Below are 14,218 nucleotides of genomic sequence, written 5' to 3'. Positions count from 1 at the left end.
CCCTATTACCCCGCCCGGTGATTGCCGGTTCGCTACCCGCGCGGGTAGAAAGCGCCCAGAAAAATGACACCTATGCCTGGCTGGATGAGCAGGGCCGTTACCGGGTCAAGCTGGATTTTGACCGTAACAGCCCCGAACAAGGGTATGCCTATTTGTGGCTGCGACTGGCGAAGCCCTATGCGGGTGAGACCTATGGCTGGCATGCGCCCTTGCTGGATGGCACCGAAGTCGCGGTGATGTTTGATGCCGGTGATTTGGATCGCCCGTACATCGCCTATGCCCAACATGACTCGGAACACCCGGATCACGTCACCCGCGATAACCACACGCGCAACGTGCTGAGAACCCCTTCTGGCAACAAATTAAGACTAGAGGATCAGAGAGAACAGGAACATATCAAATTAGCCACGGAATATGGCAAGAGCCAACTTAACCTGGGCCACTTGGTCAACGCACAGCGCGAGCAGCGAGGGCGCGGTTTTGAGTTGCGCACCGATGAATTTGGCGCTGTGCGTGCCGCCAAGGGGATATTTCTGACCGCCCATGAACAGCTTAAAGCGCAGGGGCAGGTACTGGAAATGGCCCCGGCAGTGAGCCAGATCAATCAGGCCAACAACCAGATGCAGGCACTGAGTGGCGCCGCAGAAGTGGCGGGCGCACTGGTGGCCGATATTAGCACCCAACTTAATCTGGTGACTGACAGGTTGAACAATCTGCAGTCTGCGGTGCTGCTGGCCAGTGCGCCACAAGGGGTGGCGCTGACCTCGGGAGAGCACCTGCAACTCACCAGTACCGGCAACACCATGATCAACGCCGGTCAGCACCTGGATATGGGGGCGATGAAAAACCTCTCGGTCTCGGTGGAAAAAGCCCTGGGCCTGTTTGTGCATAAAGCGGGGGCGAAACTGGTGGCCAATCAGGGTGATGTCGAGATCCAGGCACAGCACAATACGCTGGCCCTGTTTGCGCAGCAGCTGATGACGGTGACCAGTAGCGAGGACGAAATCATCATCAGCACCCCCAAAACCCTGACACTCAATGGCGGGGGCTCCTACCTGAAGCTGAGCCAGAATGGCATCGAACATGGCTCAACGGGGGATTTGATAATGAAAACCGCGAACTATATCGTGCCGGGCTCGGGGGCCAATTTACCGGTTGATTCCCCTGCTTTTAATGTGACCGATATTTCAGAAATGAGTCAAGTCACCAGTAAATCCTTTAACGACTGACAGAGAGCGTGACTCGTCTCTAAATTGCCTAAAATTGTCTGGTCGATCCCCTCCAGTAATCGGAGGGCTGAGTTTTGGCAGTTGGACACGGTTCTTTACCATCGGGAGGGGCGTCCATTCAGGGCAGGATAGAGCACAGTTTGATGGAAGGGAGATGATGAAAACAACGAATGATATTGTGCCAAGTTCAGGCGGCTTGTCTGTCGAAGCACCAAATTTTAGCGTGGTCAAGATCTCAGAAACAAAACGGGTCACCCGTAACGTTATCAATGATTGATATCCGACGTCAGATCTTATTTATTGTATTTGTTGTCATTGATGACAACATAAATGGACAAGAACAGTGAGGAAATATGAAATTTAAAAATGTAATTTTTTCAATATGTTTGGTATTGATATTTTTTTCAGAAAATAGCGTAAGTGATTCAAAGCAAACTGAAATCAACTCACCGGAAAGTGTGGTTAAAAAATTCTATAAAGAGTACCTGGTGGCAGATGGAAGTGAAGATATAGAAGTTGCAGGGGGAGATTTACAGAAAGCCATTAATAAATATACGACGAAACACCTACGAAAGGTAGAAAGTGAAAATGACACTGGTGCTGATTATTTCCTTGATGCACAGGATACATGCCCTGAATGGGTAGACCATATAGCGGTTGAGAGAATTAAAGTTAACAATGGAACTGCCCTGGTGAAACTGAGGTTAGGATATAAACCCAGTTTGTCAGAGTATACGGTTAAGTTAAAAAAACAAAATGATAGATGGCTTATGGATTCAGTTCGGCTTGATTCCAGGGGTTCTTCTTTTTGTAATGATAATTAATGGTGAGTATAATGTTTAATAAAGACACTGCCATTGTCACGCTTCATGCCGGTGCTGTCGAGGTTATTGGCATCAATGCTCGGCGAATAAGGAATGGAGAACACATACAGTTAAACTATGGTATGGCAAAATGTGCCCGTTATGTTAAGAGGGCTCTGATTAGCGGTGGTTTATCACCAAACGGTTCGAGTATAGAATCTGCGAAGGATTATGGCACATGGCTGGTTGAAAATAACTTTAACCCGGTTGACAATGCAACAACAGTACAGGTTGGGAATGTCTATTCCATATCAGGTCAGCAAGCTGGTGATGTTGTTGTGATTCAAGCAGTAACAGGTCATCGTCACGGCCATATAGCGATGTTTGATGGAACAAAATGGGTCTCGGACTATGTTCAGGATAATGGTTTTTATCCTGCTCAAGCATACAGAACCAATAATACTGCTTATGTCCTCTATCGACATTCTGATGCCCAACCAACAGAGAGCACCCCACCTCCGGAGAGTAATAAAGGGAAAATAAAAATTTGCTACCCCATTCCTAAGCAAAGTGGGCAGGAATTCAATCAATTAGAGGAGATTCTTTCCCATCTGGAAGGGGAGTCTACGGGTTTGTATATGATAGGGCGCAATGGTATGTGGCATGGTGGTATTCATATCACGAATGCGACTACACCGTGGTGTGCGCTGAGCGGCAGAGAACCGTCAGAACATAACGATTTCTCTGTGCCCTATAAAGGTGAACAATATATTCGCTGCATGGCAGATGGTGAAGTCGTTGCCTACCGTATTTGTAGTAATTATATGACGCTGGATTGGACTAACGGCCCATTGAATTTCTCTGGTTCATTCTTGCTGGTTCGCCATTATATCCAGCCGGGCGAAAAAGAAGAGAGCGGTTTGCATTTTTATACATTGTATATGCATTTGGCTCCGTACAGTGTTTATGAGCAAGTAACTGAGGAATGGATCACGACGGATTTACTTAAGGGTTATTCAGAAGCAGACTGGGTTAGCCAGGGTAATGAAAAACCTGTGCGTTATGGTCGGGTAAAAAAAGACATACATGTCACCTGGAATTCATTAGACAGTTCTCTGGTCGCCACAAAAAATGGAAGAACCTATGGGCTGGTCACCCTGAAGCAAGACACTAGCAACCTGAAGGCCGGTGAGCGAGTATGGATGCTGGTCGACAAGGGTAATATTAAGCAGGTATCTGGGGGCAAACCCTCGTGGTGGAGCCCGATGTTACCCCCTAACCCAGAGAAGATCCAGTTTAATCAAGTGGTCAGTGTGTCCAAACCCTATGCTATCAAGGCAGGAGATTCGGTAGGTCATTTGGGGTATTTTCAGGCCCCGAAAGAAGGATGGCATGAAGCTCGTTATCAAGTGCATATCGAATGTTTCAGCATGGATGAAAATCTACCGAAGTTCCTGGCTAATCCAGATAAAGTGGGTCAAGACAAGCCCCTTTACCTAAAGTATTCACCGGGTCTGGCGTTATACCAGAAAGATGCGCAGACTGGGCGTTTTACTGCTAGCGGGAAAGTGACCGAAGGCGAAGCGATCCTACAGTTGTCTAACGTTCCTCTAGAGCCGAAGAATGCCCAGGCGGGGCAGGCGCAGTATTACCAGATTAAGGAAGGCTACGTACTGAAAGGGGAGACATCACCGGAACGGTTATCACAGTATGACCTAGAAAAATTGGGTTTTGAGATTATTAAGGATGAGCCGGAAAGTTTTGATCACCTTGATGGTGAGACACCACCAGGATTAATGGTGAAAACTGTCTTAAAAATGCTGCGTGATTTGGCTAAAAAAGATACTCGCCCCCGTTACAGTCTGGTGGCCCATAATTACCAACGTTTGTTGGACAAGATTGATTTAAACCATGATGGTAAATATTCACCGGAAGAGTATCGCAGTGCCATTCATATTCCCGATTATCGTGATCAACTGTATAAAATAATAGTGAATCATCCCAGTGACTGGTATCACAAAAAAGAAGATAATATCTGGCTGAAATACTTCAATAAACTGACAAAGGATGCTCCAGAGTGGAAGGGATATGGTGAGGACTTTATTGATAAAATGGCCTGGATGCAGGATTTGAAGACAGAGAAATTAGGACCTTCATTGTGGCATATGCATCCGTTGATGTTTTTAGGTGCTTTAATGCAGAAACAGAAGTATATAATAAAATATACTCATTATTCATCGACGGTGAATAGTTCATTAGATAAACAAATGGCTTTGGGACGTCCCAATTCGCGATATGGACCACAAATTGGAACAGCAAGTGGGAGATTTGTTCCTGTAGGTAGAGATATAGTATCTACCTATATAACTCCAAAGCCTTTTGAAGAAACTGTGAATTCTGATATGTTTCAGTATATGATATTAAATTCATACATTGGAATTTCTAAGGAGGCTATAGCAACGGCCTTGAAAGGCAAAGGGATTTTGGCTGGCAAAGAAGACTGTTTTATAGAGGCAGCAAAAACATATAATGTAAATGAAATGTATTTGGTTGCACATGCAATTGTAGAAACAAATCATGGAAGGAGCACGTTAGCTACAGGGAGTTTATTTAACGGAAGGCTTTATTATAATATGTATGGTGTAGGTGCTGTTGATGGTGTAGCTGTTCCTGAGGGTACACGATTTGCAGCGCAACAGAACTGGGATACACCGGAGCGTGCAATAATTGGTGGTGCTCAGTTTGCATCTAGAGAGTACTTTTTAAGGGGGCAAGATACCCTTTATAAAATGAGGTGGAATCCTGATTCTCCAGCTACACATCAATATGCTACGGCAGTTAATTGGGCTGAAACTCAATCAGGTATTATTTATAAAATGGCTATTAAGTCACCTGACAGTGTGATTTATTTTGATTTCCCAATATATGCGGAGGAAGCATGAAAATTATTATATTTTTAAGATTTTTTATATTTCTTTTCTTTGTTTCTTTTTTTGCAAGGTCATCTTGCATAGAGTCACAACAAACATCGCAGACTAAACAGATCAGCTTAGCTAAAGTAAAAGAAGTTAATAACAGCGAGAGAGCATATTTTTATAAGTACGCCAATGGAGTATGCAAGGAAGAAAATCTATTCATTATTCCAGGGGATCGAGTTATAGCTTATAAGAATCTGAATGGATATGATTATGTGGCATACTTAACAAAAAATGGTGATACAGTCAGCGGATGGATTGAAAACAATAGATTATTCGACGTAGAACAAACGGCAGGAGATATTACCTATAGCGATTTTTTCATTAAAATAGATGGGGTTAATGTTTACATTGGGCAGCCTACTTATGAATTAAAAAGTAAGGTTAGCGAAATAAAAAACAAAAAAATAGAACTAAATTACATTGGAAACAATAATGACTCGAATGTATTTGGAGTCGATTTTCCATTTAATAACTACGCTGTAATATATATATCTGATCTCAATCATATTATTAGAAATGATAACGAGGAAGTCGTGTCGCAGATAGTTATTAATTTCGGTGGGGATTATAGTACATCTCGTGGTATAAAAATTGGTGATAGTGTTGATTCTGTGATCAAGAAATATGGGGGCAATGGGGTCATCAGTAATATTGATGGGGAGAAAAGTATAACTTACCAATATGCCGATATGATTATTTCATTTAATATCAATAGCGCGGGAAATATTGAATCAATATGGTACAATATGATCCCTTGGATAAGATTAGTGGATGATTTGAAATGTTCAAGAAATATTAACTTATCAAAGCCAATTAGCAATTTAAAACAGTGTGATTAATATCGAGTTGACATGGCAATCCAGCATGAATGGATATAAAAAATGAAATTCTCACGTATTCTTGGTAAAAATTATTCACTATTTTTTTTATTGGTCCTGTTAAACACTAACATTGTACTAGCTGATAGTGATAAATGTTCGAGAGTACAAGATTTAGCAAAGAATGATACCATAAATGGAGAAAGCAATATCCCTGCCGTTCCCTTTGCAGTGGCGAATAAAAGCAAAGTCTTTTTTTATTCCGCGCCTGATGAAGGATGTAAACAAGACGAAATGTTTCTGGTTTTAGGTGATTACCTCTACGCGTATAAAATACACCAGGGGTTCACCTATGTAAATTACATCACAATAAATGGCAAAGAAGTCAAAGGATGGGTTAACAGTGCTGAGATACAAGCGCTTTCCCCACTTGCGAATAATACCGTAAAAAAACGCCTCAATATTACTGATTTTATTGTTGTTGACCACCAGGATTGGGTGGGGTTAGGTAGCTCATTTTCACAGAGTCAAGTATTATCAAAGGAAAAAGAGCTATATCATGGGTATATAGGTGACTTTCCAAATGCCAATGGCGGCTTGGATAAATTCAATTCTCATGAGTACAGCAATATAGCAATAACCTCCTCTAATGTGGGGTACCATGAGAGGCTATGGGATATTGATGATGACTATATCATAGCGTCAATATCATTGACATCGCCCAAATATAACACGATACGTGGCATTAAAGTGGGCGATACATTGAGTGATATTCTTAAGGCTTATGAGGGGATTAAGGCTGATAGCACCAAAGACAACATCACTTACACGTTGGGGAAAATGGCCTTAACATTTAAATTAGCAAAAAACAGAACACAAAAAACAGAGTAACTTCCATTGATATGTCATTTGATCTTACCCAGCAATAATATCTCTAAATCGATAAGACTCTTTAAATATCAGCCGGCAGTACCTTATCAATAAAACGAAAGAGCGATTTAAATACCTTTAACCACATCATTAGTCATCAATTAAAAACAAAGCGATGACAGTCAGTCGGCGTTTGAATAATGGGGGAATAATCTATGCAGCAAATTGTTCGTATCGGCGATAAAACCACCCATGGGGGCGCTGTTTTAACCGGCTCTGCCACTATGAAATTCGGTGGCATCGGTGTGGCCCGTAAAGGGGATCAGGTTTCCTGCCCTAAAGATGGGCACGGCCCAACCACCATTATTGAAGGTAACCCAAATTATTTGGATAACGGGATACCGGTCGCCTTTCATGGGCATAAATGTGGCTGTGGCTGCACGTTGATCAGTTCGTTCTCTGTGGCCAAGGTGGGATAACGATGCCTGTTTATCTGGATGCTATTCCTGATGTGGCCCCCAACATAAAACGCCCCCATATCCGCCGTTGGTTATGGCTGTTAGTCGTCATCATGGTGGTCGGTAGCGGGCTGACATTCTGGTTCTGGCGTGAGGCGCGGGAAGGGCTGATATTCTGGTTTATGGCATTAGGGGTGCCATTCTGCCTGTGGGGGCTACTGTTCGGCATTCGGCGCTTTGGCTATAAATGCGACCAGGTGTGGGCGGCCTCCTGGGATCGGGAAAGAGCCCAGTTACTGGAGCAGGAAACCCGCCGGGGTCAGCGCTTTGCCTGGTTGCTCCATGCCGGGGTAACCACGCAACTGGGCAGTGGGGCAGATAAATTACTCAATGCGGTTGAAGCGGCCACCGCGTTAGCGGTGCAGTTACCCCGGCAGGGTAGTGTGCCACTGCGCCACGCTCGCCTGGCCGGGTTTGATGACAATCGGCGGGTGGATGATTTTGAGCGGGCAATAAACACCATTGCCAGCCGCCTCAAGCCGATGCTGGCTGAAATCCCCGCCGATGTTCCCTGCTGGCTGTTGGTGAATGCTGAGGTGGCGGGTATCCCGGATGTGGATGAACGTGTTCTGCCAATACTGGTGTCGCAAACCGGTCGGCCCTGTCGGCGATATCGTCGCCAGGGTTTAGCGGCGTTCGACCGCTGGCTGGATGAGGCCTGGAAAACCCCCGCCATCCTGGTGGTGGTCAGTGCCGTGGTTCGCGCAACGCCACAAGAAGGTGAGGGTGAAGCCATTAGCTACCAGTTGCTGTTAAACCGCCATCATCCCGGTTTTCCTGATGCGGTTCGCTTGCATCGCCCTGAAAAAGGCAGCCCCGCTTCGTTGGCAAAAATCCTTGACCGCGCGCTGCTGTGGTGCCACCTCCCGGCAGCGGCAGTGAAGGGCGTTTGGACCACCGGGCAGGCAGTGGCACAAGGGGGGGAATGGGCCTTGGCCTGTGAGGAGAACCAGCTGGCACTGAACAGGACGGAAGATAACCGAGATATTGATCAAACCACCGGCTATACCGGCATAGTGGCACCCTGGCTGGCCATTACGCTTGCCGCAACACAGGCACCACTGGGTGGCTCTCAAGTGGTTGCGGCTGAAACGGGCACAGATGAAATCTGGATTGTCGGTATCACAACTGGCGATAGTACAGGAATAAAGCGGGATCTATTGTGAAAGTAAAAACACTGATTGGGGCGATTGTGGTGGTACTGGTTTTCTTGACCACCCTTATTGCCTGCTTATTTTTAGCCTGGCCTGAAAAAATGGCTGACTGGACAGGGATCGGGCCATTGAATAATGGTCGGCTGTTATTCGTTTGTCTGTCAGTGATCACGGCATTTATCTTGCTGGGGTGGCTTATCGAGCGCGGGTTCGAGAGAGCCGGGCGCGCAGGGGTACAGCTCGCGTTCAGGAAAAGCCAGCAGTTAGCCGCGCCGGGCGAAATCCCCCTGATCCTCGATGCGCAAGGCATGGCTGGGGCATTATCCCCCGAGTCACTTACTGAGCATCTGCAATTGCGCTATGGTCGCCGCTGGCAGCACAAGGTGCGTATCCTGTTGGTCCAGGGCAGCGAGAACGATATTGAAAAAGCGGTTCCCGGGCTGGTGAGTGATGGCTGGCAGGAGAGCGACGGCATGGTGTTGATCCACGCCGGGGATGCCTTGTTACCCCCGGATGACACTTTCCTGATGGCATTGCAACAGGTGCGTCCACGTCGTCCACTGGATGGCATCGTTCAGGTGATGAACCTCAATGCGTTACCGTCTGACGCCGAGCGGGATGCGCTGCTGCGCAGCCGCCAAAAGGCAGACAGGCTGTTGGGCTGGCAGGCACCGGTGTGGTTGTGGCTGGCCGATAAGGAATATGGTTCACAGCAAGGCGGTGATATGGCCCCAGTGGGGGCGCTGTTTGGCACCGGAACCACCCCGGATAATGTGTTGGCCTCGCTATCAGCACTGATCCCGCGTTTACGCCAGGTGGGGATGGCGCACCTGTTGCAGGATACCCGCCATGGCTGGTTGTTACGGCTCTCTTCCCGTTTGCAGGGGGAGCTGAAAGGTAAATTGACCACCTTGCTCAATAGCCTGATGCAAGGCCCGGCCCCCTATCGGTTACGGGGCATCATGGTGAGCCCGGCACAGGAGAAAGCCAACACCGCGCCCCATGTGCGCCTGAGCAGCCCAGCCTGGCAACCTCTGGAGCAGGACAGCCAGTTGGCCACGGCCAAAAAACTGACCTTCGATTGGTTGCAGGGGCTGCGGTTGCTGTTGCTGACGCTGGCGGTGTTGTGGGGGGCAGGAACGTTGCTGTCCCTTACCATCAACCGTTCGCAAATTTATCAGGCGCAAGAAACTGCCCGTCTTGCTGCGGATATCAAGCAGCCGCTGGCAGAGCGCTTGCGTAACCAACTGGTGCTGCAACAGGCCATTGCCCGTCTGCAATACCGTGAAACCACCGGGGCACCCTGGTATACCCGCTTTGGCCTCAATCAGGACAGTCAAACCCTGGCGGCCCTTTGGCCACTGTACACCCGCAATAACACGCAGTTGATGCGTGATGCCACCGCTGAACATCTCAAGCAGCAACTGATTGCCTTTATTCAATTGCCGCCCGCCAGCGATGACCGAACCCAGGGCACGCAACGGGCCTACAACCTGCTGAAAGGGTACTTGATGTTGTCCCGCCCGGATAAGGCAGATGCCGACTGGCTGGCCAAAAACATACTGATTGAATGGCCGCAGCGGCAGGATGTGGCGCAGGGAACCTGGCAGGAGCTGGCCCCGAAACTACTTGGCTTCTGGGCACAAAACCTGCCCACCCATCCCGAGTGGAAAATCAAGCTGGATACGGAACTGGTCAACACCGTGCGCCAGATCCTGCTCAAGCAGATTGGTCAGCGTAACGCGGAGTCCGGGTTGTATCAGGATATGCTCAAACGTATCGCCAGCAACTGGCCGGACCTGCGGCTGGAGGATATGACCGGGGATACCGATGCCGCTACCCTGTTCAGCACCGAAGAAGTGGTCCCTGGCATGTTTACCCGCCAGGCCTGGGAAGAACAGGTAAAAGGGGCGATTGATCAGGTGGTGAAAAACCGTCGTGATGAAATTGACTGGGTGCTGACAGACAAAACCCATCAGCCGGGCAGTGACATTTCACCGGATGCGCTGAAAGCCCGCCTGACTGAGCGCTACTTTACCGACTTCGGTAATGCCTGGCTGAATATGATCAATACCATCCAGTGGCACGAAGCCACCTCCTTGTCGGAAGCGATTGCCCAGCTCAACCTGCTGGCGGATGTGCGTCAGTCACCGCTGGTTGCGCTGATGAATACCCTGGCGTGGCAGGGGAAAACCGGGCAGAAGAGCGAGGCGCTGGCGGATTCCCTGGTGGACTCGGCGAAAAAGCTGGTCGGCACGAAAAAAAGCACCCAGCAGTTTATTGAACAGGCACAAGGGCCGAAGGGCCCGCTGGATGGGGTGTTTGGCCCGCTACTGGGGTTGATGGAAGGCAAAGATGGCACGGGCAGCAACGGTAACCTGAGTTTCCAGTCATGGTTGGCCCGCGTGACTCAGGTGCGCCTCAAACTCCAGCAGGTGACCAGTGCGCCGGATCCGCAGGCGATGGCGCAAATGCTGGCGCAGACGGTGTTTCAGGGGAAAGCCATTGATTTAACCGACACCCGCGACTACGGCAGCCTGGTGGCCGCCAGCCTGGGGCAGGAGTGGAGTGGTTTTGGTCAGTCACTGTTTGTGCAACCGCTGGATCTGGCCTGGCGTCAAGTGTTGTCCCCGGCCGCCAGCAGCCTCAACACCCGCTGGCAGTCCACCATTGTCGAGCAGTGGAACAAAGCCTTTTCCGGGCGCTATCCGTTCAAAGCCACCGGCAGCGATGCTTCCTTGCCGCTGTTGGCGCAGTTTCTGCGTGGGGACTCGGGCCGTATCAGCACCTTCCTGAAAAGCAACCTGGGTGGCATTTTACACCAGGAAGGTAACCGCTGGGTGGTGGATCCGGTCGCCAGCCAGGGGATGCAGGTGAACCCTGAATTTATCAATGCCATCAATAAACTGGCTGAAATTTCAGACATTGTGTTCGCTCAGGGTGAGGCAGGCATTCATTTTGAATTGATGGCGCGCCCCTCCGAGGATGTGGCGCGTATGCAAATGATACTGGATGAACAGAGCCTGGATTTCTTTAACCAGATGGAAAGCTGGCAGAGTTTTGTCTGGCCAGGCAACACCTATTATCCCGGCGTCAACCTCAGTTGGCGTAGCGTGAACACCGGTATGCAGCTTTATGCCAATAACCAGGGCAACTGGGGGTTCATGCGTTTGCTGGACAAAGCGACCGTCACGCCCCTGGATGGCAGCCGAGCCCAACTGGTGTGGAAAACCCCGGATGGCAACTCACTGAAGTTTATTATTCGCAGCGAGTTGGGGGAGGGCCCGTTGAGCCTGTTAAAACTTCAGGGGTTTGAACTGCCAACCGCGATATTTAACGTTGAGGCCAGCCCTGCAGGTGAGGGCAGTGTTGCCGGCACTGAGTAACACCGTGTTGGTCACCCACCTTATTGTTTGACGTACAGGCGCGCCGCCGTGAGGCGGATAAAGCGCGTCTACTGCCGGAAATGGATGCCCTGATGGCAGGGCTTATTGCCATTGACACGACTCGTGCCATGGTTCGCTGTGGCTGATTTTTCTCTGAATACTCTCAGGAACTCTGTGCATGGATGATTTAACCCTGCGCTATTTTGATGCCGAAATGCGCTATCTGCGTGAGGCAGGTAAAGAATTTGCCCGTGCCCATCCGGACCGGGCGGCAATGCTCAACCTGGATAAACCCGGAGCACGGGACCCTTATGTTGAGCGCTTGTTTGAAGGCTTCGCCTTCCTGATGGGGCGCCTGCGTGAAAAACTTGATGATGACCTGCCAGAACTGACCGAAGGGTTGGTGAGCTTGCTGTGGCCGCACTATATGCGCACCATTCCGTCGTTGGCGATTGTTGAATTTTCCCCCGACTGGCGAGGTCTGCGCCAGGCAGAGTCCCTGCCTGCCAGTTTCTCGGTGCTTTCCCGCCCGGTGGGGCCGCAAAAAACCGCTTGCCAGTACCAGACCACCCGTGAAGTGGCGTTGCAGCCCCTGCATCTGGCGGATGCCCGCCTGCAGACCGAAACCGATGGCCGTTCCGCTATTCGCTTGCGTTTTGAGTGTGCAGAAAAGGTGGACTGGAGCAAGGTGGGGCTGGATAAAGTGGTCATTTATCTTAATGCCGACAGCCCCATCAGTTCCGCATTGCATTTGGCGCTGACCCGTTGTGTTCATGCCATGTATGTCCGTCATGCCGGTTTGCGCGGTGAACGCCTGAAGTTTGATGGCTGGTGCAAACCGATGGGGTTTGATGACCATGACCGACTGTGGCAGAAAGGGGATACGGCGTTCAGTGGCTACCAGTTGTTGCTGGAGTATTTCAGCTTCCGGCCGAAGTTCATGTTTGTCGAGTTGCATGGCCTGGAGCGTATCGGTTTAACCCCGGACAGTAACGGGTTTGAAATCGACATTGTGCTCAGTGAAACTTGGTCACCGGACCTGCCATTTGAAACAGAAAACTTCCGCCTGCACTGTGCGCCGGTGATCAACCTGTTTACCCTGGAGGCCGACCCGCTGACGCTCAACCCGCTGGACAGTGAATATCTGTTGCGCCCGTTGCGCCTGCAGGATGGGCACACCGAAATCTACAGTGTCGATGATATCCACGGGGCGGTAAAAAATGGCAAACACCCCTATGTGCCGTTTACCAGCTTTCGTCACCGGGGGGGGATGATGCGCCACGATGCGCCGGAGCGTTATTACCACACCCGGGTCAAGCGCGGGGCTTCTGGCATGTATGACACCTGGCTGATCCTCGGTGGGCGTTCTTTTGAAATCGACCAACTGAGCGAGAAACCTGAATCACTCTCCATGCGTATCACCGGCACCAACGGCCAGCTTCCGCGCAAAGCGTTGGAAAGTACCTTGCTGGATCGGGTGGTCAAGGCGGGTAAGGTCCCGGTCAAGGTGTTGAATCTGTCTGCGCCGACCATGCCGCTCTATCCCCCGGCTAATGACCGTTTTCACTGGCGGGTGATGAGCCACCTGGGCTCCAACTTCCTCAGCATGATGGATAACCCGGAGGTGCTGCGCGGCACCCTGGCACTGTATGACTGGAGCGATGATGAGATGAACCGCCGCCGTCTGGATGCCATTGTGGCGGTAAAACACACGCTGATCCGCCGTTTTGAGCGGGGGTTTATGCTGCGGGGCGTCGATATTGAAGTCACCTTGAACGCGGATAACTTTGCCGGCGAGGGGGATATCAATCTGTTTGGCGAGATGCTGCACCGCTTCTTTGCACTCTATGCCGATATTCATCTGTTCAACCAGTTAACACTGGTACTGCAACCGACAGGGAAAAGACTGAGATGGCGCGAGAATCACAGCCAGCACGTACCGGGCTGACATTACTGCTTAACAAAGATATCTGGCGGGCCAATTTTTACCGCTTCTGCCAGTTGCTGGAGCAGGAGAACCCAGGGGGCCCCAGGCTGGGGAGCACCAGCCATCCGGCCGATGATCCCGTCCGTTTTCGGCCCTGGCCGGGGATGGGCTTCCCGGTCAGCACCCTGAAAACGGTGGAGACTGACGAAGACCATCCGGAAAACCCGCCGACGGTTCGCACCACCTTTCTGGGGATGTACGGTGTCGATTCCCCGTTGCCAAGCCACTATCTGGATGATATTGCCCAACGGCGGGAAGGCTATGAGGCGACGATGTCGTTTCTTGATATTTTCAGCCACCGGATCACCACCCAGTATTACCGTATCTGGCGTAAATATGCCTACCCGGCCACCTTTGAACCGGGTGGCAGCGACGCGACCTCCCAGTGCCTGTTGGGGTTGGTGGGGCTGGGGATACCCGGTACCGCAGCGCATGTGGCGACCCCCATCTCGCGCTTTTTGGCGCTGCTGGGCAC

10 protein-coding genes and 1 pseudogene are annotated in these 14,218 nt (G+C 50.1%); all 11 read left to right on the top strand.

The annotated features are described in order from the left end of the window. On the top strand, positions 1 to 1,229 hold a 1,229-nt coding region (locus IO95_RS16080), incomplete at its 5' end, for a type VI secretion system Vgr family protein (RefSeq protein ID WP_037386115.1). 353 nt (positions 1,230 to 1,582) lie between these two features. Beyond that, on the top strand, positions 1,583 to 2,053 hold the full coding sequence (locus IO95_RS16075) for a DUF3828 domain-containing protein (protein ID WP_023492927.1): 471 nt from the start codon (positions 1,583 to 1,585) through the stop codon (positions 2,051 to 2,053). An 11-nt stretch (positions 2,054 to 2,064) separates the two neighbouring features. Then, complete coding sequence (locus IO95_RS25835; RefSeq protein WP_200874179.1) at positions 2,065 to 4,974, top strand: N-acetylglucosaminidase; 2,910 nt, start codon at positions 2,065 to 2,067, stop codon at positions 4,972 to 4,974. Next, entirely contained in the window at positions 4,971 to 5,849 is an 879-nt protein-coding gene (locus IO95_RS16065) for a hypothetical protein (RefSeq protein WP_023492920.1), read from the top strand. Before IO95_RS25835 ends, IO95_RS16065 begins: the two co-directional genes overlap by 4 nt. 42 nt (positions 5,850 to 5,891) lie before the next feature. Beyond that, positions 5,892 to 6,719, top strand: coding sequence for a hypothetical protein (locus tag IO95_RS16060; protein WP_023492919.1), 828 nt, complete (start codon positions 5,892 to 5,894; stop codon positions 6,717 to 6,719). 194 nt (positions 6,720 to 6,913) lie between these two features. Next, positions 6,914 to 7,177, top strand: a complete 264-nt coding sequence (locus tag IO95_RS16055) for a PAAR domain-containing protein (protein ID WP_023492741.1) — start codon at positions 6,914 to 6,916, stop codon at positions 7,175 to 7,177. Positions 7,178 to 7,179: 2 nt separating this feature from the next. Beyond that, positions 7,180 to 8,382, top strand: a complete 1,203-nt coding sequence (locus IO95_RS16050; protein ID WP_023492740.1) for a hypothetical protein — start codon at positions 7,180 to 7,182, stop codon at positions 8,380 to 8,382. Beyond that, the gene (locus tag IO95_RS16045; protein ID WP_023492739.1) at positions 8,379 to 11,756 is read left to right on the top strand and encodes an ImcF-related family protein; all 3,378 of its coding nucleotides are present in this window, start codon (positions 8,379 to 8,381) and stop codon (positions 11,754 to 11,756) included. Before IO95_RS16050 ends, IO95_RS16045 begins: the two co-directional genes overlap by 4 nt. 8 nt (positions 11,757 to 11,764) lie before the next feature. Next, positions 11,765 to 11,902 (top strand): annotated as a pseudogene (locus IO95_RS24840) (type VI secretion protein); the annotation flags it as partial. A 32-nt stretch (positions 11,903 to 11,934) separates the two neighbouring features. Further along, the gene (tssF, locus tag IO95_RS16040; protein WP_023492738.1) at positions 11,935 to 13,704 is read left to right on the top strand and encodes a type VI secretion system baseplate subunit TssF; all 1,770 of its coding nucleotides are present in this window, start codon (positions 11,935 to 11,937) and stop codon (positions 13,702 to 13,704) included. After that, a partial coding sequence (tssG, locus tag IO95_RS16035) for a type VI secretion system baseplate subunit TssG (RefSeq protein ID WP_037386109.1) occupies positions 13,668 to 14,218 on the top strand: 551 nt, incomplete at its 3' end. The genes tssF and tssG, both read left to right, overlap by 37 nt.

The organism is Serratia sp. DD3 (assembly GCF_000496755.2).
The sequence above is the reverse complement of the archived record's forward strand: the minus strand, read 5'-3'. Positions and strand labels throughout refer to the sequence as shown.

What these genes read in the sequence shown, in the direction of transcription:
- tssF (WP_023492738.1), top strand. Translation starts at nt 11,935, where the DNA reads ATGGATGATTTAACCCTGCGCTATTTTGATGCCGAAATGCGCTATCTG.
- IO95_RS16060 (WP_023492919.1), top strand. Translation starts at nt 5,892, where the DNA reads ATGAAATTCTCACGTATTCTTGGTAAAAATTATTCACTATTTTTTTTA.
- IO95_RS25835 (WP_200874179.1), top strand. Translation starts at nt 2,065, where the DNA reads ATGTTTAATAAAGACACTGCCATTGTCACGCTTCATGCCGGTGCTGTC.
- IO95_RS16075 (WP_023492927.1), top strand. Translation starts at nt 1,583, where the DNA reads ATGAAATTTAAAAATGTAATTTTTTCAATATGTTTGGTATTGATATTT.
- IO95_RS16055 (WP_023492741.1), top strand. Translation starts at nt 6,914, where the DNA reads ATGCAGCAAATTGTTCGTATCGGCGATAAAACCACCCATGGGGGCGCT.
- IO95_RS16050 (WP_023492740.1), top strand. Translation starts at nt 7,180, where the DNA reads ATGCCTGTTTATCTGGATGCTATTCCTGATGTGGCCCCCAACATAAAA.
- IO95_RS16065 (WP_023492920.1), top strand. Translation starts at nt 4,971, where the DNA reads ATGAAAATTATTATATTTTTAAGATTTTTTATATTTCTTTTCTTTGTT.